This window comes from Curvibacter sp. APW13, from assembly GCF_032337135.1.
In the GTDB taxonomy this organism is placed as follows: Bacteria; Pseudomonadota; Gammaproteobacteria; order Burkholderiales; family Burkholderiaceae_C; genus Allorhodoferax.
In genome coordinates, this window is sequence record NZ_JAVXZZ010000001.1 from 690,088 (window position 1) to 706,297 (window position 16,210).

Annotated in this window: 14 protein-coding genes; all 14 read right to left on the reverse strand. The window is 65.6% G+C overall.

Going from position 1 to position 16,210, the window contains the following annotated elements; genetic code table 11:
* Positions 1 to 20: 20 nt before the first annotated feature.
* Positions 21 to 2,282 carry a cytochrome c3 family protein gene (locus RQP54_RS03120; RefSeq protein ID WP_315676708.1) on the reverse strand — a complete coding sequence of 754 codons (2,262 nt, stop codon included), beginning with the start codon at positions 2,280 to 2,282 and terminating at the stop codon, positions 21 to 23.
* Between the two features lie 100 nt (positions 2,283 to 2,382).
* Complete coding sequence (locus RQP54_RS03125; protein WP_315676709.1) at positions 2,383 to 3,231, reverse strand: NAD(P)-dependent oxidoreductase; 849 nt, start codon at positions 3,229 to 3,231, stop codon at positions 2,383 to 2,385.
* A gap of 71 nt (positions 3,232 to 3,302) precedes the next feature.
* Positions 3,303 to 4,067, reverse strand: a complete 765-nt coding sequence (locus tag RQP54_RS03130) for an enoyl-CoA hydratase (RefSeq protein ID WP_315677738.1) — start codon at positions 4,065 to 4,067, stop codon at positions 3,303 to 3,305.
* Between the two features lie 89 nt (positions 4,068 to 4,156).
* Positions 4,157 to 4,963 carry a thioesterase family protein gene (locus RQP54_RS03135; protein ID WP_315676710.1) on the reverse strand — a complete coding sequence of 269 codons (807 nt, stop codon included), beginning with the start codon at positions 4,961 to 4,963 and terminating at the stop codon, positions 4,157 to 4,159.
* A complete protein-coding gene (locus tag RQP54_RS03140; RefSeq protein ID WP_315676711.1) occupies positions 4,960 to 5,862 on the reverse strand; it encodes an alpha/beta fold hydrolase in 903 nt (300 codons plus the stop codon). Before RQP54_RS03140 ends, RQP54_RS03135 begins: the two co-directional genes overlap by 4 nt.
* Before the next feature lie 138 nt (positions 5,863 to 6,000).
* Positions 6,001 to 7,194, reverse strand: coding sequence for an acetyl-CoA C-acyltransferase (locus RQP54_RS03145; protein ID WP_315676712.1), 1,194 nt, complete (start codon positions 7,192 to 7,194; stop codon positions 6,001 to 6,003).
* Positions 7,195 to 7,231: 37 nt separating this feature from the next.
* Positions 7,232 to 7,786, reverse strand: a complete 555-nt coding sequence (locus tag RQP54_RS03150; RefSeq protein WP_315676713.1) for a DUF4442 domain-containing protein — start codon at positions 7,784 to 7,786, stop codon at positions 7,232 to 7,234.
* 1 nt (position 7,787) lies between these two features.
* Positions 7,788 to 10,187, reverse strand: a complete 2,400-nt coding sequence (locus tag RQP54_RS03155) for a 3-hydroxyacyl-CoA dehydrogenase/enoyl-CoA hydratase family protein (protein ID WP_315676714.1) — start codon at positions 10,185 to 10,187, stop codon at positions 7,788 to 7,790.
* A 63-nt stretch (positions 10,188 to 10,250) separates the two neighbouring features.
* Positions 10,251 to 10,691 carry a DUF2147 domain-containing protein gene (locus tag RQP54_RS03160; protein WP_315676715.1) on the reverse strand — a complete coding sequence of 147 codons (441 nt, stop codon included), beginning with the start codon at positions 10,689 to 10,691 and terminating at the stop codon, positions 10,251 to 10,253.
* A 35-nt stretch (positions 10,692 to 10,726) separates the two neighbouring features.
* Entirely contained in the window at positions 10,727 to 12,523 is a 1,797-nt protein-coding gene (locus RQP54_RS03165; RefSeq protein ID WP_315676716.1) for an acyl-CoA dehydrogenase C-terminal domain-containing protein, read from the reverse strand.
* 55 nt (positions 12,524 to 12,578) lie between these two features.
* Positions 12,579 to 13,271 (reverse strand): TetR/AcrR family transcriptional regulator, encoded by a 693-nt coding sequence (locus RQP54_RS03170; RefSeq protein WP_315676717.1) that lies wholly within the window; start codon positions 13,269 to 13,271, stop codon positions 12,579 to 12,581.
* Positions 13,272 to 13,376: 105 nt separating this feature from the next.
* A complete protein-coding gene (gene slmA, locus RQP54_RS03175) occupies positions 13,377 to 14,006 on the reverse strand; it encodes a nucleoid occlusion factor SlmA (RefSeq protein ID WP_315676718.1) in 630 nt (209 codons plus the stop codon).
* Positions 14,007 to 14,060: 54 nt separating this feature from the next.
* Positions 14,061 to 15,497 (reverse strand): ATP-binding protein, encoded by a 1,437-nt coding sequence (locus RQP54_RS03180; protein WP_315676719.1) that lies wholly within the window; start codon positions 15,495 to 15,497, stop codon positions 14,061 to 14,063.
* The gene (locus tag RQP54_RS03185) at positions 15,494 to 16,210 is read right to left on the reverse strand and encodes a response regulator transcription factor (protein WP_315676720.1); all 717 of its coding nucleotides are present in this window, start codon (positions 16,208 to 16,210) and stop codon (positions 15,494 to 15,496) included. Before RQP54_RS03185 ends, RQP54_RS03180 begins: the two co-directional genes overlap by 4 nt.

A 16,210-nucleotide genomic window follows, 5' to 3' on the forward strand; every position in this document is an offset into this window, starting at 1 on the left:
TCCAGCGCCCCAGGTTGCGCTCAGCGCTCGATGGCGCGCAGGCGCATCCGGTAGCTGTCCTGCGCCGGGCGGGGCAAGCCCGCCCGCGGCCCCAATTGCACCAGCGCCTCCAGGGTTGCGCGCTGCTCCCCATGGCGGCGCAGGCTGTCCTGCAGCGTCGCGATGGCCGCCGGGCCCTGCCCGGCCGCGTCCTGCGCCAAGGCCAGCGCGTAGGCGTACGCCGCTTCCTGCGGTGCGCGGCGGCTGGCCTGCTGCAGTGCCTGCAAGGCCTGCGCCTGCTGTCCGGCGCGGTGGCGGGCCAGGCCCAGCGCATACCAGACCGCCCCGCTGGCCGGCTGGGCCCGCACCGCCGCCTCCAACACCTGCAAGGCCTGAGCCTCTTGCCCCTGCGCCCGCAGCACATCGGCCAGGTTCAGGCGCGTGGCGACAAAGTCCGGCGCTGCTGCCAATGCCTGCTCCAGCGCAATGCGCGCGGTCTGCAGGTCGCCCTGGGTGGCCGAGAGCAAGGCCAGATTGTTCAACGCTTCCGGCCGGTCAGCATTGGACTGCTGGCCGCGCACGTAGTCGGCCAGCGCGGCTTCACGCAGATGGGCGGCCTGCGGTGCAAGCTGCGCTGCCGGCACATCGGCCAGCGCCCGGCCCGCGGCCATGCGCAGGGTGCGCAAGGGGTCGTCCAGCAACGGCAACAGGACCTCCATGCGCTGCGGCGCCGGAGCCTGCTGGAGCAGCTCCACCGCAGCTGCCCGCACCAGACCTTCCGCGTCCTGCGCCGCAGAACGCACCAGGGACCATTCGTCCCTGTTCCACGGCCCATTCAGGCGTGCCAAGGCGCTCGCGCGCGCCATGGCGCTCTGGCTGCGGTCGGCCACGACCGCGGCCAGCAGGGTTCGCGCCTCGGCCCGCCCCGTTTCCTGCGCATACAGCGCATCGGCCAGGGGCGTGGGGCGCTGACCGAGTTGGGGGTACCAGCGCTGCGCCGCTGCAGCCACCCACGCCGTTCCTTCCTTGCGATGGCAATTGCTGCAGGCGTTGGGCGTTCCGCGCGCCACGCTCCGATCAGGCCTAGGCACGCGCAGACTGTGGTCGTGGCGCGGGTCCACCTGCATGTACGTCGTGGTTGGCATGTGGCAGTTGGTGCACTGGGCACCTGCTGAATCCTGGGTGTGGTGGTGGTGGGCCGGGGTGTCGAAGCGCTGCGTGTCGTGGCACTGGGCGCACACGGCATTGCCCGGCGCCCGCAACTGGCCGCTGTGCGGCTCGTGGCAGTGGCTGCACGTCACCCCCTTCGCGAACATCTTGCTCTGCAGGAAAGACGCAAGGTTGAACACCTCGGCACGCATCTGGCCGTCGCTTTCGAACAGGCCGGGCTCGATGCGGCTGATGCGGTGTGTGTCGGCCAGGGATTGGCCAGCGGCATGGTCGGGCCACTCCTGGCTGCGGTGGGCATGGCAGCGTGCGCAGACCTGCACCTCGGTGCGCGCCTCGGTCGGACCGCTGGGAATGCTGCTGGGGCGTGCCACACCGGTAGCGGGGTCTATCGGCCAGGACACGGCCGCACGGGTGCTGAAGTCCACGGCAAAGCCCTTGGCTGCTGCATCGCGCTGCCCGGACTGGGCCCACTCCACATGCCGCGAGCCCGGGCCGTGGCAGGCCTCGCAGGCCACGTTCATCTCGGCGAAGGTGCTGCTGAACGTCTTGCTGGCGGGGTCGTAGCGCTTCTGGAAGTCCGTGCTATGGCATTCGGCACACATGGTGTTCCAGTTGCTTTGCCGCTGGGTCCAGTGCAGCTCATCCCCCGCCGCTACGCCGTGCGGCCCCTGCAGGTGGAACCAGCGCTGGCCACCCTGGGCCTGGGGGCGGCTGTCCCAGGCCGTGGCCAGGGCCTGCACCTGGCCCCCATCGAGCGCCACCAGGTACTGCTGCAGGGGGTAGATGCCGAAGGTGTGCAACACCTCAAAGCGTTGCAGGCGGCCGTCGGCGCCGTCGGTCTGGACAAAGAACCTGTCGCCCTCCCGCGAGAAGCGGCTGGTGACCTTGCCGTGGCGCAACTGTTCACCGACAAAGGGGGCCAGCACCGTGTCGCGGCGCGCGCTCTGCATGCTGTGCGCGTGCTGCGAGCCGGACCAGGCCTGGTGCTGGGCCGCATGGCAACTGGCGCACTGCGCTGCGCCCACGAAGCGCGCCGGTAAGGCTGCGTCCTGGGCTGGCGCCGTGGCCGTTCGCGCGCCCAACCACCACCACAGCAGTGCTGCAGCCGCTGCCAAGGCCAGCAGCATGAACATCCGGTGTGGGTGGAAAACCTTCCACGGCCACCTGTCGCTATGCATTCAGTAGCTACCTACGCAATTTTCATAAGGGCCAGAGGCCAATTTGGCACTGAAATCAGTCGAGAAAGAAGTCCGGCAGCAGGTTCTTGTTGCCGGGTGTCATGGCGTAGGCGTCAAAGTCCGTCATGCCGTGGTGGGCCAGCACGGCGTCGTCGATGTAGAAGTTGCCGGTCTCGCTGCTGGGCTGGGTCAGGATGTACCAGGCGGCGTCGGCCATGATCTCTGGCTTGCGGCACAGGGCCACGTCCACGCCGGGAATCATCTGCATGGCGGCGGTGGCGATGGCCGTGCGCGGCCACAGGCTGTTGACGGCGATGCCCCACTTCCTGAACTCGGCCGCGTGGCCCAGGGTGCACATGCTCATGCCGTACTTGGCCATGGTGTAGGCCGTGTGCGGGGCAAACCAGTGGGGCTTAAGGCTCAGTGGCGGCGACATGGTCAGCACCTGGGGGTTGCGCCCCGCCTGGGCCGCCTTGCGCAGTTCGGGCAGGCAGGTGGCCGTGCACAGGTAGGTACCGCGGGCATTGATGCCGTTCATGAGGTCGAAGCGCTTCATCGGCGTGTCCGGCGTGCCGGTCAGGCTGATGGCGCTGGCGTTGTTCACCAGAATGTCGATACCGCCGAAGGTCGCCACGGCCTGCGCCACGGCGGCAGCCACCGCTGCGTCGTCGCGGATGTCCACCGCCAGCGGCAACGCCTTACCACCCAGGGCCTCGACCTCGGCCGCGGCGCTGTGGATGGTGCCGGGCAGCTTGGGGTTGGGGTCGGCGGTCTTGGCCACGATGACGATGTTGGCACCGTCGCGCGCGGCGCGCTTGGCCACCTCCAGGCCGATGCCACGCGAGGCACCGGTAATGAAAAGCGTCTTGCCAGCCAGGCCGCGCTCCGTTGTTGAGTTACCCATAGTGTCTCCTGTTGCTATGTTTTTATGCGCTTGTTACGCAGATTGCATGCGGGCCAGAGGCCCATTTAGCATCAAACCTTACTGAAGTCGGGCTTTCGCTTCTCTAGGAACGCATTGAAGGCCTCGATGGCCGGGGCTTCCTTGAGCATGCGGCCGAACACGTCGCCTTCTTCGCGCATGGTGTCGAGCACGCGCTGCATCTGGCCCTTCTTCATGAGGCGCTTGGTTTCGATCAGCGAATTGAGTGGCTTGGCGGCCAGCTTGCGCGCCTGGGCCTGGGCGTAACCATTGGCCTCGGTGGGCGGCAGGATGCGGTTGACCATGCCGACTTCCAGCGCCGCCTCGGCAAAGAAGGGCTCACCCAGCAGCAGGGCCTCGGCTGCGCGCTGGTAACCCATGAGCTGCGGCACCAGCAGGGTGGACGCCGCCTCGGGGCAGATGCCCAGGTTCACGAACGGCATGGAGAACGCGGCGTTGTCGCCGGCGTAGACCAGGTCGCAGTGCAGCAGCATCGTGGTGCCCACACCCACGGCCGGCCCGCACACCGCCGCCAGCAGCGGCTTGGGGAACTGGGCCAGGCCGCGCAGGAAGCGGAACACGGGCGAGTCGTCGGTGCTCTCGGGCCGGTTCAGGAAGTCGGCAATGTCGTTGCCGGCCGAGAACACGGTCTCGTGCCCCTGGATGACGAAGACCCGCACGGCGGGGTCGGTGGCGGCCGCGGCCAGCGCATCGGCGCAGGCAGCGTACATGGCCTGGGTGAAGGCGTTCTTGCGCTCGACGCGGTTCAGGGTTAGGGTGCAGACACCGGCTTCGGTGTGGACGCGGATCTCGGGAATGCTCATGGTTTTGTTTCCTCGTATCTTGCTAGGGATGGCGGCAGTGTATGCGTGCCCCGCTCCTCAGCACTGCCACGCACGCGACGCACTCACTGCTTGTAGTAAACCAGCTGATGGGTCGACACCAGCATCACACCGGCCTCGCTCCACAACTGCGCCGTCTGGTCGAAGAAGCCGTTGCGGAAGGCCTGAGCCCGGGCTTGGCCAAGCAGGTAGCCCTCGCCCACCTGGGACAGCTCGGCCGCATGGACGTGGAAGTAGGTGGTGAGCGTAACGGTACCGGCCGGCACATGGGTGGAGCGGCGCACGAACACGCGCGGAAAGAAGATGTCGGAGATGGCGGCGAGCGAGACGAAGTCCAATGCGCGCGGCGGGTTGTCGCGCACCCACAGCTGGCTGACACTGCTCTCGCCGCTGCCGTCCCACACCTGCGGCAACGGGCCCGTGATGACGCGCTGTTCGTAGCGCTTCACGAACTCCATGGGTGGCTTCATGGTGGGAATCGGCACCTCGTGGGGCGGTGGGCACGTCGGCATGGGTTCCTCGTCCAGGCTCCAGGTATCACGGCGCACCGCCGTCACTGCTGTGCCGGTGAACACCGTCTCCTCACCCTGGGTCATGGCCAGGGTCCAGTGCTGGGTCGAGCGGTTGGTGCGCACGGGAGTTGCTGTGATGACGAAAGCACCGTCAGCCACCGCGGCGCAGAAGTTCACCGTCAGCGCGATGGGATCGCCCAGGCGCTGCGGGTGCTGCATCAGGGCGTTCACCACCTGCGCGGTGGTGATGCCGCCGAAAGGTCCCACCATGTTGGCGTAGGCCGCATGCGTTTGGCCTGCCCACTGGTGCTCGCCCGCGGGCGTCAAGGCAACGGCTTGGTCGAATACGTGGGCGCTCATACAGCAACGTCCTGTGGCAGGTTGCGCAAATGCTTTTCCAGCCGCGGCCACAGGCCTGCGACGTGGTCACGGCGGAAGGCCCCGAGGTGCCCGATGCGGCGCGCGCCGACGTCCCCCGGTGCCACACGCAGCATGCGCCGCGGGGCGTTGGCGTAGAGGTTCATCAGGCTCAGGATTCCAGCCTCGGTCATCATTTCGTCGTCATCGATGGACAGTGACAGCACGGGGAAGCGTACCTGCTCGTAGCCCTGACGCACAGCACCGCCCTCGGCACCGGCGCTGTAGTGCGGGTGGAGACACCACTTGCGCCACTGGCGGATCACGCCATTGGGCAAGTCGCCCACCGCCCCGAGACGTTTACCCGGGAAGTAGCCGAACAGGCGCGTGGTCACAGGCACCAGGAAGTACCACATGAAAGGCACACGGCGGCGCAGCTGCGGTGCGTTCTGCTTCCAGTAGCCACTGCCCGCAGCCACGCCCAGCAAGCCGTGGAGCTTGTGGCCGTTGCGCAGCATGCCCGGCAACTGGGCACCGAGGCTGTGGCCCAGTGCGTAGAGCGGCTTGCCCGGCTCCAAGGCAGCGGCCCAGTCCACCACCGCTTCGTAGTCATGCGCCCAGTCGAACAGGTTGGCCCGAAAGCCACGCAGCCCCTGGTGCGGTGTGGTGGGGATGGAAGCACCCGAGCCACGGTAGTCGAACGTGACCACCTGCCAGCCTTGTCCGCTGAGCCAGGATGCAAAGTCCGCGTAGTAGGCCTGCGGCACCCCCATGGCCGCCCCGATGACCACGGTGCCGTGGGCCGGGTTGACGGGTGCGAAATGGCGCAGCTGGATGCGGCCACCGCCTTCGGTGTCCAGCGTGTGGCCCCGCTCAGCCACTGTACTTGCTTGCGTCGTCATCGTTGTTGTTCCATGAAAAATGGCCCCCACGCTCCGCCGCTACGCGGGTCACTGCCCCCCCGAGGGGGAGTCCTTTCCATCTTGGGGCGGCCCTGCGATGAAAAAAGCCACCCGCAGGTGGCTTGTCGGTGGGCGTGATCACACGCGCTCGAAAATTCCCGCTGCCCCCTGGCCGGTACCCACGCACATGGTGACCATGCCGTACTTGAGGTTGTGGCGGCGCAGGGCGTGTACCACGGTCGCGGCCCGGATGGCGCCGGTGGCGCCCAGCGGGTGGCCCAGGGCGATGGCACCGCCCATGGGATTGACCTTGGCCGGGTCCAGGCCCAGGGTATTCACCACGGCCAGGGACTGGGCAGCAAAGGCTTCGTTCAGCTCGTACCAGCCGATGTCCTGGCTGTTGATGCCGGCGTAGCGCAAGGCAGCGGGAATGGCCTCAATGGGGCCGATGCCCATGATCTCGGGCGGCACACCGCGCGCCGCGTAGGACACGAAACGCGCCAGCGGGGTCAGGCCGAACTGCTTGACCGCCTTCTCGCTGGCCAGGATCAGGGCGCCGGCGCCGTCGCTGGTCTGCGAGCTGTTGCCGGCGGTCACGCTGCCGCGGGCCGCGAACACCGGCTTCAATTTGGCCAGGCCTTCGAGCGAGGTGTCGGGGCGCGGGCCCTCGTCCAGGTTCACGGTGCGGGTCTTGGTTCGGACTTCACCGGTGGCCAGATCGGGCGTGCGCTCGATCACTTCGATGGGGGTGATCTCGTCGGCGAACTCGCCGGCCTGCTGCGCCTTGATGGCGCGCATGTGCGACTCCAGCGCGAAGGCGTCCTGCATCTCACGCGAGACTTTCCACTGCTGGGCCACTTTTTCGGCGGTGAGGCCCATGCCGTAGGCAATGCCCACGTTCTCGTCGCGCTCGAAGATGGCGGGATTGAACGAGGTCTTGTTGCCGCCCATGGGCACCATGCTCATGGACTCGGCACCACCGGCAATCATCACGTCGGCCTCACCGACGCGGATGCGGTCGGCCGCCATCTGGATGGCGGTGACGCCCGAAGCGCAGAAGCGGTTGACGGTGACACCACCCACGGGGTGGCTGAAGGCCAGGCCGGTGGCGATGCGGGCCATGTTCATGCCCTGCTCGCCCTCGGGGAAGGAGCAGCCGATGATGGCGTCTTCGATGGCCTTGGGGTCCAGCGTGGGCACCTGGAGCATGGCGCTCTTGATGGCCGCCACCAGCAGCTCGTCCGGGCGGGTGTTCTTGAAGTAGCCGCGGCCCGAGCGACCGATGGGGGTGCGGGTGGCGGCGACGATGTAGGCGTCTTGAACCTGTTTCATGGAGTTACTCCTTAGTCCGTTCGTTTCACACCCGGCCTCAGGCGCGGGCGGGCTGGGCAGGTGCCGAGGCAGGCACCGCCTGCTTCTTGGCTGGCACCCAGGCCCAGATGAATTCACACTGAATGGGCTCTTCGCCCGAAGCGTCGGTCACGATCACCGGGACCGTCACCTCGCCCTTGTCCTGCGCCTGCATCAGCCGGCGCTGATCGTCGGTCAGGCGGGCCACGGCACGCATGTCACCCTGGGTGCGGCGCTTGAACTGCACCTTGAGCTCCTTGGCCAGCGGCAGGCAGTCGTCGCGCACGTTCATGCCCACCACCATGCCGGTAGCCGTTTCGGCCAGCAAGGTCATGGCCGCGGCATGCACACCCTTGATGTGGTTCTGCACCCGCCGTTCGTTGGCGATGGCGATTTCCACCTTCTCGGGCGTCATGACGCAGAAGTCCAGGCGAGCCGTGCCGGTGAAGGGCACGGCGCGACGCAACACCAGGTTGCGCGCATGCTGGCGCAGCGGTGCCGGCACCAGGTCCAGCTTGGCCAGGGTGCGTGTGAGGCGATTGGGCCGCTGGGCGGCTGCTTGGGGCTTGGCCATGTCAGTTGCGCACTGGCTTGCCCGTGCTCATCATGCCCATGATGCGTTCCTGCGTCTTGGGGTGGGTGATGAGGCTGCAGAAGGCCTTGCGCTCCAGTGCCAGCAGGTACTCCTCGGTCACCATGGAGCCTGCTTCCACCTGGCCACCACAGACCACTTCTGCAATCAGCTTGCCGATGTGGAAGTCGTGGGCGCTGATGAAGCCGCCGTCGCGCATGTTCACCAACTGCGCGGTGATGGTGGCAATGCCGCTGCGACCCGCCACGGGGAAGCTGCGCTTGTGCGGTGCGCGGTAGCCACTGGCGTACATGGCCTTGGCTTCGTTGATGGCCACGAACAGCAATTCGTCCTTGTGCGGCACGATGACATCGCTGTCCAGCAGGTAGCCCAGCTTGCGGCTTTCCAGCGCGCTGGTGCCGACCTTGGCCATGGCCGCGGCCGTGAAGCCTTCGGTCAGGAAGGGCAGGATGTCCTTGGAGGTGGAAAGCGCCATGTTCTCGGCAGCACCGCGGGCGATATAGGTCAGGCCACCGGCACCAGGCACCAGGCCCACGCCGACTTCCACCAGGCCGATGTAGCTTTCCATGGCTGCCACGCGCTTGCTGGAATACACCGCCAGTTCGCAGCCGCCACCGAGCGCCAGACCGCGGATGGCAGATACCACCGGCACATTGGAATAGCGAAGCTGGAGCATGGCCTTCTGCAGTTCGGCCTCGGCCCCTTCGATGGCCTTGGCGCCACCCATCATGAAGGCGGGCATCATGCTCTGCAGGTCGGCACCGGCCGAGAACATCTCGTCGGGCGACCAGATCACCAGGCCCTGGTAGCTCTCCGCGGCCAAGGCCTGCGCTTTGAGCAGGCCTTCGATGACGCCGCCACCGATGGCGTGCATCTTGGTCTTGATGGAGGCGATCAGAACATCGTTGTCGAGCGTCCACAGACGGATGGATTCGTCCTCGAACACGGTGGTACCGGCGGTTTCGGCCTTGGGTGCGTTGGAGCCCAGCACGGTTTCGGGGAAGTGCTGGCGCTGGTACACCGGCAGATTGCGCGGCGCCACAAACTGGCCTGTGGTCGGGTTGAACGAGCCTTCCTGCTGGTGCACACCACCGCGCTCAGCCACAGGGCCTTCGAACACCCACTTGGGCAGCGGCGTGTTGCACAGGGCCTTGCCCGCGTCGATGTCTTCCTGCACCATCTTGGCCACTTCGAGCCAACCGGCTTCCTGCCAGAGCTCGAACGGACCTTGCTTCATGCCAAAGCCCCAGCGCATGCAGAAGTCCACATCGCGGGCGTTGTCGGCAATGGATGCCAGGTGCACGGCAGCGTAGTGGAAGCCATTGCGCAGGATGGCCCAGAGGAACTGGCCCTCCTTGCCTTCCGAATTGCGCAGGAGCTTCAGGCGCTCCGCGGCCGGTTTTTTCAGCATGCGGCCATACACCTCATCGGCCTTCTGGCCGGCGGGCACATATTCCTTGCTCGCCAGGTCAAAGCGCAGCACATCGCGGCCAACTTTCTTGAAGAAGCCGGCCTTGGTCTTTTGGCCTAGGTTGCCCAGCTCCACCAGGGTCTTGAGCACTTCGGGGGTGGCGAAGCTGCCATAAAACGGATCGGTCTCCAGCGAGAGCGTGTCCTGCAGCGTCTTCATTACGTGGGCCAGGGTGTCCAGGCCCACCACGTCGGCAGTGCGGTAGGTGCCGCTGGAAGCCCGGCCGAGCTTCTTGCCGGTCAGGTCGTCCACCACGTCGAAGGTGAGACCGAAGTTCTGCGCCTCTTTCATCGTGGCCAGCATGCCAGCGGTACCGACGCGGTTGGCGATGAAGTTGGGGGAATCCTTGGCGCGCACCACGCCCTTGCCCAGACCGCTGGTCACGAAGGCTTCGAGCGCATCGAGGTAACGCGCTTCGGTGGTGGGGGTGTTGATCAGTTCCACCAGCGCCATGTAGCGCGGCGGGTTGAAGAAGTGGATGCCGCAGAAGCGCGGCTTGATCGCTTCGGGCAGCGCCTCGGAGAGCTTGGTGATCGACAGGCCCGAGGTGTTGGATGCCACGATGGCGTGGGGAGCCACGAAGGGAGCGATCTTCTTGTACAGGTCCAGCTTCCAGTCCATGCGCTCGGCAATGGCCTCGATAATGAGGTCGCATTCCTTGAGCACGTCCATGTGTTCCTCATAGTTGGCCTGCTGGATCAGGGCCGCGTCTTCCACCACGCCGAGCGGGGCGGGTTTGAGCTTCTTGAGGCCTTCGACGGCCTTGGTCACGATGCCGTTCTTGGGACCTTCCTTGGCCGGCAGGTCGAACAGCACCACCGGCACCTTGACGTTGACCAGATGGGCCGCGATCTGCGCGCCCATCACGCCGGCACCGAGCACGGCCACTTTGTTGACTTGGAACTTGGACATGGAGCTTTCCTGTCGAGATCGCTCCGCCGCGCACAGGGCGCTGCAGAGCGGATTGGAGAAAATTTATTGCGCGCGCAACCAGGTCTGGGTGCGCCCGAACAGCGGCGTGCCGACATAGCCACGCACTTCAAGTTTCTTGCCGCCATCCACCGGGGTGATCTTGACGCGGTAGACCGTGCCGCCCTGCGGGTCGACGATGGTGCCGCCGTCCCAGTAGTCCTTGACTTCGTGCTTCTTCACACCACGGATGATTTCCAGGCCAGCGATGGGTTGGTCCTTGCGGTCATCCTTGCAGTCGGTGCACTTGTCCGTGGGTTTGGCGGTCGGACTCAGGTCGCGCTCGATCTTGCCGCTGAGCACACCGGCGGTCTCGATGATGCGGATTTCGGCGGTGACCGAGCCGTCCTTGTCGCTCACCGACTTCCACAGACCCACGGGGGTCATTTGGGCAAAGGAAGCGGCGCAGGCAAGGCCCAGGCTCAGTGCAATGGCGGTACGTTTCATGGTGTCTCCTCGTTGTAGATATGGTGGTTTGAAACTCAGGCAAACACGGCGTCGGTGTCCATCAGGACCTTGGCGCCGGTACGGGCGGTGCGCATCGCTGTTTCGGTCTCGGGGAACAGCTTGGCAAAGTAGAAACGGGCCGTCTGCAGCTTGGCCACATAGAACGGGTCGTTATTGCCCGCGGCGATCTGGCGCAGGGCTACCTGGGCCATGCGGGCAAAGAAGTAGCCGAACACCAGGTGACCGCAGACGCGCAGGTAGTCCACGGCAGCAGCACCCACTTCATCGGGATTCTGGAAGCCCTTGAAGCCGATTTCGGTGGTGAACTTGGTGACCTTGTCGCCCAGGATGGCGATGGGGGTGATGAATTCGGACATCTTCTCGTTGACGCCTTCCTCTTCCACCAGCTTGCCCACGAGCTTGCCGAACTTGCGCAGTGTGGCGCCGTTGTTGGCCAGCACCTTGCGCCCCAGCAGGTCCAGCGACTGGATGGTGTTGGTGCCTTCGTAGATCATGTTGATGCGGTTGTCGCGCACGTACTGCTCCATGCCCCATTCCTTGATGAAGCCGTGGCCGCCGAACACCTGCATGCAGGCATTGGTGGAGATGTGGCCGTTATCGGTCAGGAAGGCCTTGGCGATGGGGGTCAGCAGGGCCAGCATTTCGCCGGAATCCTTGCGCACCTTCTCATCGGGGTGGTGGTGCTCCTTTTCGAGCAACATGGCGCAGTAGCTCTCGAGCATGCGGCCGCCTTCGGCGTAGGCCTTGGCGGTGAGCAGCATCTTGCGCACATCGGGGTGCACGATGATGGGGTCGGCCGGCTTGTCCTTGGCCTTCGGGCCGGAGAGGCTGCGCATCTGGATACGGTCCTTGGCATAGGCCAGGGCATTCTGGTAGGCCACTTCCGTCAAACCCAGCGACTGGTTGCCCACGCCCAGACGTGCGGCATTCATCATCACGAACATGCCCTGCATGCCCTTGTTGGGTTCGCCCACCATGGTGCCCACGGCGTCTTCCAGCACCATCTGGCAGGTGGCGCTGGCCTTGATGCCCATCTTGTGCTCCAGGCCGCCGCAGTAGATGCCGTTGCGCGCACCCAGTGAACCGTCCTTGTTCACATGGAACTTCGGCACGATGAACAGGCTGATGCCCTTGATGCCGGGAGGCGCATCGGGAAGGCGTGCCAGCACCAGGTGGATGATGTTCTCGGCCATGTCATGCTCGCCGGCGCTGATGAAGATCTTGTTGCCGGTGATCTTGTAGGTGCCGTCCGCCTGGGGTTCGGCCTTGGTGCGCATCAGCCCCAAGTCGGTACCGCAGTGGGGTTCGGTCAGGCACATGGTACCGGTCCATTCGCCGCTGGTCATCTTCTTCAGGTAGGTGGCCTTCTGCTCGGGCGTGCCGTGGGTTTCCAGCGCGGCATAGGCACCGTGGGTCAGGCCCGGGTACATGGTCCAGGCCTGGTTGGCGCTGTTGAGCATTTCGTAGAAGGCCGTGTTCACCACGAACGGCAGGCCTTGGCCTTCGTGTTCGGGGTCACACGCCAACGCTGCCCAGCCCGCGTCGATGAACTGGCGATAGGCTTCCTTGAATCCTTTGGGCGTGGTGACCGCGTGGGTCGCCTGGTCCAAGGTGCAACCTTCGGCGTCGCCCGACTGGTTCAGCGGGAACAGCACTTCGGCCGCAAACTTGCCGCCTTCTTCCAGAACCGCATTGATCGTGTCCGCATCGATGTCGGCATGGCGCGGAATCTGCTTGAGTTCGTCAACCACGTTGAGTACTTCGTGCATCACGAACTGCATGTCGCGCAGCGGGGGGGTGTAAGTCGGCATGGTCTGAACTCCTGGTTAAGGGGTGAGAAAAAAGGGAAGGTGTCGTCAGTTCGACTTACACCAGCGAAAACTGCGCCAGTGCCTTCGGTTCGGCATAGCGTTGCAATACATGGCGGATCCCGGCCGTAGCGCGTTGCACGGATCCGGGCTTCTTGAGGAAACGGGCTTCGTAGTGGACGGCGAGGATCAGGCCATGAACTTCATAGGCGATCTGGTGCACATCGGCGTCCGCCTGGATATGCCCTTCCTGCTTGGCTTGTGCGATGGCCCGCACCACGGCGCTGAGCCAGATGGTGACGGATTCGGCGAGCGTGTCGCGCACCGGACCGGGTCGGTCGTCGAAATCGACTGCACCGCTGATGAAGATGCAACCGAACTGCATTTCGTTGGCCACCACGTTCATCCAGCGGTCATACAGGGCAACCAGCCGCGGCAAGCCGCGGGGCTCGCGCATGGCCGGGTAGAACACTTCCTGCTCGAACTGGCGAAAGTACTCGCGTACCACGGAGATCTGCAACTCTTCACGGGAGCCAAAGTGGGCAAAAACGCCCGACTTGCTGCGCCCGGTAGCCTCGGCCACGGCGCCGATGCTGATGCCCTCCAACCCTACCTGAGAGGACAATGCCAACGCCGCTTCCACGATGGCCTGCTTGGTCTGTTGCCCCTTGTGTGACACCCGGCCCACCACAGGCTTGGCCGACGCAGCAGCAAGCTCAGTGGCCGTGGCAACGGGTTCGGGATGGCGCATGGGCGAGACCTCAAAATAGAACGATCGTGCTATTTTGCAGCAATTCCCGAAAACCCTCCAGTGAATTAGGTGATCTAGAGTTGACCACCTAAGGATGTTCGGGGTTTACCCGAACATCCAGGCGAGATGCTCGTCGAGCCGCTCGGTCGGCAGGCGAGCGAAGTCGCTGCGTACGAAGCGCTGCAGGCGCCCCACCATGAACGCGGAAAGCACCGCCGCTGCCACAACGGCATCGGTTTCTGCGGCGCCTGCATCCAGACGCAGGGCCTGACGCAGCGCCGCTTCAAGCTTATCGAACAGCTGGTTCATGCGCTGCTGCAGGCGTGGGTGTTCCAGCACCAGGGCGTCACCTACCATGACCCGCGCCATGCCCGGATTCTTCTGGGCAAACTGCAGCACCACCGCCACGATGGCGCTGCACTGGCGACGACCGGCACCAGGACCCTCGGTCGCGGTGGCGATGCGATTGACAAGCGTCAGCAGGGAGGACTCGATGAAGTCCAGCAGACCTTCGAACATCTGCGCCTTGCTGGCGAAATGGCGATACAGGGCAGCCTCGCTCAATGACAGACGAGCGGCCAAGGCCGCCGTGGTCACACGCTCCGCACCCGGTGCTTCCAGCATCTGTGCCAGCGTCTGCAGGATCTGCAGACGCCGCTCCCCGGGCTTGGGGCGCTTGCGCACCGGCAAGGGCGCAGAGGGCTCGGCCTGGGCAGTGGAGGGCGTGTCATCCATGGGGTGGCAGTCGGAATGGGTAGTGAAATTTTCGCACACCGCCATGCGCATGCGTCATGGCTTCTGCACTGGAAATCCGACACTGGCTCTCAAGCCCGTGCCGAGCGGCGATGGGGCGAGCGCCACATGCGTGCCATGCACGGCCGCAATCTCCTGCACGATCGCCAGTCCCAACCCGCTGCCTTCCCCGGGCGCACCGGGAACCCGGTAGAACGGTGCCAGCACCTGCTCATGCTCAGTCGGCGCGATCCCAGGACCATCGTCTTCCACCTGCAGGAAAGGTGCCCCGTCTTTCCGTCCACACCGGACGGTCACGTGCCCACCCGTGGGCGTGTACTTGATCGCGTTGTCCACCAGGTTGGACAGCATCTCGCGCAGCAGCCACTCGTGTCCGTCCACTTGCGCCGGAGCCGTGTCCACCCCGAGGTCTATGCCCTTGGCGGCAGCGGCGTCGAGGTGGTGCAGCAACACCGTCTCGCAGAGTTGCGCCAAGTCGACCCGGTGGGCAGCACCATGGGCCTGGCGCGCCTCCACCCGCGAAAGCGCCAGCAGCTGGTTGGCCAGCTGGGAGGTTCGCCGCACCGCCGCACGCAGTGCCTGCACCTGCTCTGCGCTGACGGTGATGTCAACGGGCGCCAGCGCATGCTTGGTCCCGGATACGGACCCGGCGCGGTCGCGCCAGTCAGCGGTTCCGCCATGGGTGGACGCCTGGGCCCATGCTTCCACCTGGGCCTGCAACGCCGCCAAGGGAGTACGCAATTGGTGCGCCGCGTCGGCCACGAAGCGCTGCTGGCTCACCGCCTGGGCACTGACCAGGGAAAACAGCCGATTGAGCGCGAGCACCAGCGGGCGTACTTCGTCGGGACTCGCCTCGGCATCAAAGGCCGAGAGATCGCGCGGACTGCGCCGCTCCACCTGGTCCTTGAGTTCCAACAGCGGGCGCAGGGCACGACGAACGGCCCAGTTCACGGCAAAGAACAGCCCCAGCACCAGCAAGGCATTCGGCAGCAGTACCTTGAACCAGAGCTGCTGCATCCACTGCTGGCGCGCGTCCGAACCATCGGCGATGCGGGCCACCAACTCTCCGGCCACGGTCTGCACGCGCTGCGCCACCACCCGGTAATGCACGCCCCCCTGCTCCTCGCCATAGTAGGCAGGTGTCGCATCGGCCGGTGTGGGGCCGGTCAACCAGACTTCCCCGGCCCGCACCCGACCCTCCAGATCCGATAGCGAATAAGCCGCCAGTCCGTTGTGCTCGGCCAGGAACTGGTCGACTGGTGGCGCCGTCAACAGCGGCAAGGGCGCGTCCTCCGACAGCGGTCGGGCCACCACCGAGTCGGCTAGCAAGGGCACCAGTGCCAGCAGCGCACGGTCCTGTTGCAGCGAGGCATTGCCCGCCAGGCGGTAGTCAAACCAGGTATTGAATCCGGCCAGCAACAACAGCGGCACCAGCAGCAGTGCCAGCAGGCGCCGCTGCAGCCCGGTACTCATGGTGCAACGTCAGCTGCAGGCGGCAGCGGTACCAACTCCAGGCGATAGCCGAAACCCCGGATGGAACGCAGCGCGATGCCATGGGGTTCGAGCTTGCCCCGCAGGCGCGAGATGTAAACCTCGACCGCGTTGGGCGTGATCTCCTTGTCCCAGCCGGTCAGGGCCTGCAGCAGCTTGTCCTTGTTGGTAGGCTTGGGCGCCTGCATCAGCAGGTACTCCATCACGGTCCACTCGCGCGGCCCCAGCTCCAGGGGTTGGGCTGCCTGGTCTCCGTGGCGCGCACGGATGCTGGCCTGGCGCATGGCCGTGTCCAGCTCCAGCGGCCCGAACGTCAGGACCGCCGAAGTGGCGGCCTGCGAACGCCGCAGCAGCGCACGCAGCCGAGCCAGCAGTTCGGGCAGCTCGAAGGGCTTGACCATGTAGTCGTCCGCACCCTGATCGAGCCCTTGCACCCGGTCCTGCAGCGCATCGCGCGCGGTGAGGATCAGAACCGGCATGCTGTGACCGGCCTGGCGTAACTGCTGTGTCAGGGCCAGCCCGTCCATGCGTGGCAGACCGATGTCGATCACGGCCAGGTCAAACGTTTCACGGGCAGTGACTTCCAGCGCGCGCTCGGCCGAGCCGACCCAGTCCACGGCGTAGCCGGCATCGGACAACCCCAGCTTGATACCACTGGCCACCATGACGTCATCCTCGACCAACAGCAATCGCAT